Here is a 3,857-nt window from a genome sequence, read left to right on the forward strand (position 1 = left end):
TTATGTCTAACAATTTTAGGGCACTTCAGTCATTAGCCCTTTTTCGTAAATTTTAATTACTTAATCAATTTGTGTGCCACCAAATAATCATGAGCTACTTTCGATGCCTTTTCATGCTTAACTGAAACTAAATAATTCATCTTTTGCATATCTGACTCTGTAATTTTGCCAGCTAATTTATTCAATGACTTTTTAACTTCTGGATGTTGCATTGCAAACTTTTCAGTCATCAACGGTGCTCCCTGATAAGGTGGGAAATGATTCTTATCATCTTTTAAAACTTTCAAGTTATATTCCTGTACTTCTGGATCAGTTGTATAACCATCAACAATATTAACCTTGCCATTAGCAATTGCCTTATAACGAATGGAAGGTTCCATCGTTTTAACACTTGCTAAGTCTAAACCATAAGTTTTTTTAATTCCTGGATAACCATCTTTTTGTTGATAAAAATCAGGATCAAAGCCTGCATGCAAACGATGCTCAACCTTTTTTAAATCACTAATGGTTTGCAAATTATACTTCTTAGCAAAGCTTTTCGTTACAGCCAAATCATATCCATTTTGATATTTCATTGGTTTGAGATATTCCATATTGCTTTCTTTTTTCAAAGTGTCACGGGCGGCCTGATAAGTTTTTTCAGGATTATGGCTCACATTTTGCTTATTCTTAACTAAAGTCTGCAAAACAGTTCCTGTAAACTCTGGATAAATATCAATTGAACCAGACTCCAAAGCTTTATATAGGAAAGAAGTACCACCAAAATTGGCTTTAAGGGAAACCTTCATATTAGGATTATCTTGTTCAATCAAATCCTTATACATATTAATCAAAATTTCCGGTTCACTTCCCATTTTACCAGCAATCGTTACATTAACAGTTGGTTTCACTAAACTTCTATATCCAGCAAAGCCACCAAAAAGAACGATCAGTGTTGCAAAAAGAATACCCATCTTTTTCAAAGATAATTTTGAAATAGCTTTGATCAAAGCACTAAAAATCAATGTTAAAACAGCTGATAAAACAGCTCCGACCAAGAGTAGTGCATTATTATTAGTTTCAATTCCTAAAAGAATATAAGTACCTAGACCACCGGCTCCAATTAAAGCTGCTAGTGTAGCCGTACCAATAATCATTACCATAGCAATTCTAATCCCAGAAATAATCATTGGCATTGCCAAAGGTATTTGAAATTTAAGCAACTTTTTACCTCGAGACAAACCAAAAGCTTCAGCAGCTTCCTCCAAATTAGGATCAATTGTCGTTAATCCCGAGTAAGCATTCTGAAAGATTGGCATTACTGCATATACTACCAAAGCAATGATCGACGGAACTGTTCCAATGCCCACAATTGGAATTAAAATACCTAACAAGGCTAAACTTGGAATTGTTTGTAAAATACTGGTTATTTGTAAAATAATTTCTGCAATTCTTTTATGCGTCATCAAAATAATTGCCAGAGGAATTGCAATTATAGCTGCTATAAATAACGAAATTAAAGAAATAGAAATATGCTGTCCTAAGGCCTCTATGATGCCATTGCCTTGGGTCTGTAAAATATTTAGGATTGCTTGCATTAGTTATCTTCCTCCTCTGCCAAAAAATCTATTAAATCAGAGGTAGTTAAAAGATAATTATTGCCATCTTTTTTGAAAACAACTTTACCGTTATGCTCTTTTAACTCAGTAGCTAAGGTATTAATTGTGTCCTCTTTCAATAAGGAAGAATTGATTTCCAAATCGCTAGTCTGTCCTAAGCCCGAATCAAGCATTAAGTTAACGGTATCCTGACCATTCTTCTCTAACTTAAAGAACCCCTCAACGAATTTATTCTTGGGATGATTTAAAATATCGTCTCGATTCCCAAGCTGTTCCAGATGACCCTTGCTCAAAACTGCAATCGTATTGCCTAAGCGAATAGCTTCAGACATATCATGGGTAACAAAAATAAACGTAGTTCTCAATTCACGATGAAGTTTTAAAACTAAATCTTGGAGTTGTCGTCGAGAAATAGGATCTAAGGCACTAAAAGGCTCATCCATCAAAACCATCTTTGGCTTTGTTGCTAAAGCCCTAACAATACCGACTCGCTGTTGTTCACCACCAGATAATTCATGGGGATAACGTTTAGCATATTCCTTAGGATCAAGTCCTACTTTTTGTAGTAAATCCCAGGCTGTATTCTTTCGCTTTTCTTTAGACCAGCGTAATGAATCGGGTTGTATCGTAATATTTTCCTCAATTGTTAAATTAGGAAATAATGCAATATTTTGCAAAACATATCCCATATTCAAACGCATTTTTCGCAAATTATATTTTTTTATATCCTGACCATCAATCAAAATTTTACCAGTCGAAGGTTCTATTAAACGATTAATCATTTTTAAAGTTGTCGTTTTTCCACTTCCACTAGTACCGACCATCACAAAAAAGTCACCATCATTGATTTCCATGTTCAAATCCTCAATGGCGGAATTACCCTCATATTGCTTGTAAACATGTTCAAACTTTATCATAACAAATCTCTTTCATGTAACTTTTTAAATGTCACCATAAATATATGATAACCAATTTTTCCTGTCAAACTTTACGCACGCTCTCAAGAAATTGACTATTTCTTAAAATCCACTTATGATAATAGTTGTATATTCAAAAGTTACATTTTTGAGGTAAATACTATGAGAATTTCAACCCGTTTCAGCGACTCTGTTCACATTCTAGCTTTTCTAGAAATACATCAGAATCAAAAATTATCCAGCGAGCTAATTGCCAATAGTCTCAAAACATCCCCCGTAGTCGTCAGAAGACTTATGAGTAACCTCCGTCAAGCCGGATTGATTGATACTAAAAGAGGTTCAGCTGAACCTAAATTATCAAAAGGTCCCGATGAGATCACCTTATTAGATATTTATCTAACAGTTGAAGGCGATAAGCAATTATTCACCTTAGACATTAATACTAATTCTGATGACATTGTCGGAGGAAATATTCAAAATGTTTTAGGAACATATTATGAAGATGCTAAATTGGCAGCTTTGCGAAAGTTTAATAATGTTTCTTTGCAAGATATTATCGAATCTATCTTAGTTGAGCAAAAGGAGAAAGAACATCATGTTGATTAAGAACATGGTGTTTTTTACTTATGATAATTTTCCATTAAAAATTGTTTTAAGGGTGTAGCTGTACGTCCCATAATAGTTTGATAATCTTCACTTACTTCATTCAGAAAGCCCCTTCCGCCTGCATCGTACATAGATGACAACATATGACCTTCATTGCCCTCATTATAAATAGCGGCAAATTCGTCTAAACTAACTGGCTGATAGCCTATTTCTGAACCCGAAACTTCTGTTAATACTTTAGCCAATTCTGGTATCGTATAATTTCTTGCTTGAGTTAAAGTATATACTTTTTCATTCTTTAATAAGTCTTTTGTTGCTGCTACTTTAGCAAAAGCTTGAGAACTATCATCTAAACTGATAAAACTTAATGCTTGATCCTTCATTGGATAGATCACATTTTTTCTTTCAATCAATTCAGGTAAATATGGCACCAAGGGATCAGCATAAAGTGCATTTTTCACAATTGTATAAGGTATTCCTGAAGAGGCCAATCTTCTAGGTAAATATCCATAAAAAGCTGATAAATCAAACGGATTGTTAGCTTGATCAGCAATAAAGCCCATAGCTAAGATATGTCCTACCTGAGACTTTTGAGCTGCCTTAATAACATTTTCTAATTCAGTTACCCTACTGAAGCTATCGTGACTTTTGCTAGGAACATAGATCAAAACATCTTTCTTCTCAAAAGCTTTAATTAAGGTATCTTCTTGGTAGATTGCAAATTTAATCCGAATTT

At 33.9% G+C, this 3,857-nt stretch carries 4 protein-coding genes; 1 reads left to right on the plus strand and 3 read right to left on the minus strand.

Features of this window, described 5'->3' with window-relative positions; genetic code table 11:
* Positions 1–56 precede the first annotated feature (56 nt).
* Together FD26_RS10560 and FD26_RS10565 are read right to left on the minus strand one after the other, a co-directional pair.
* Positions 57–1,577, minus strand: coding sequence for an ABC transporter permease/substrate-binding protein (locus FD26_RS10560; protein ID WP_057868385.1), 1,521 nt, complete (start codon positions 1,575–1,577; stop codon positions 57–59).
* Complete coding sequence (locus tag FD26_RS10565) at positions 1,577–2,515, minus strand: ABC transporter ATP-binding protein (RefSeq protein WP_057868386.1); 939 nt, start codon at positions 2,513–2,515, stop codon at positions 1,577–1,579. Before FD26_RS10565 ends, FD26_RS10560 begins: the two co-directional genes overlap by 1 nt.
* A gap of 162 nt (positions 2,516–2,677) precedes the next feature.
* Here FD26_RS10565 and FD26_RS10570 point away from each other — a divergent pair, with 162 nt between their 5' ends.
* Positions 2,678–3,121, plus strand: coding sequence for an Rrf2 family transcriptional regulator (locus FD26_RS10570; protein ID WP_057868387.1), 444 nt, complete (start codon positions 2,678–2,680; stop codon positions 3,119–3,121).
* Positions 3,122–3,135: 14 nt separating this feature from the next.
* Here FD26_RS10570 and FD26_RS11175 read toward each other — a convergent pair.
* A partial coding sequence (locus tag FD26_RS11175; protein WP_057868388.1) for a Rossmann-fold NAD(P)-binding domain-containing protein occupies positions 3,136–3,857 on the minus strand: 722 nt, incomplete at its 5' end.

Source organism: Companilactobacillus crustorum JCM 15951 (assembly GCF_001434585.1).
GTDB classification, from domain to species: Bacteria; Bacillota; Bacilli; order Lactobacillales; family Lactobacillaceae; genus Companilactobacillus; species Companilactobacillus crustorum.

Excerpts from the sequence above, each read along its gene's own strand:
- FD26_RS10570 (WP_057868387.1), top strand. The coding sequence starts at position 2,678 with ATGAGAATTTCAACCCGTTTCAGCGACTCTGTTCACATTCTAGCTTTT.
- FD26_RS10560 (WP_057868385.1), bottom strand. The coding sequence starts at position 1,577 with ATGCAAGCAATCCTAAATATTTTACAGACCCAAGGCAATGGCATCATA.
- FD26_RS10565 (WP_057868386.1), bottom strand. The coding sequence starts at position 2,515 with ATGATAAAGTTTGAACATGTTTACAAGCAATATGAGGGTAATTCCGCC.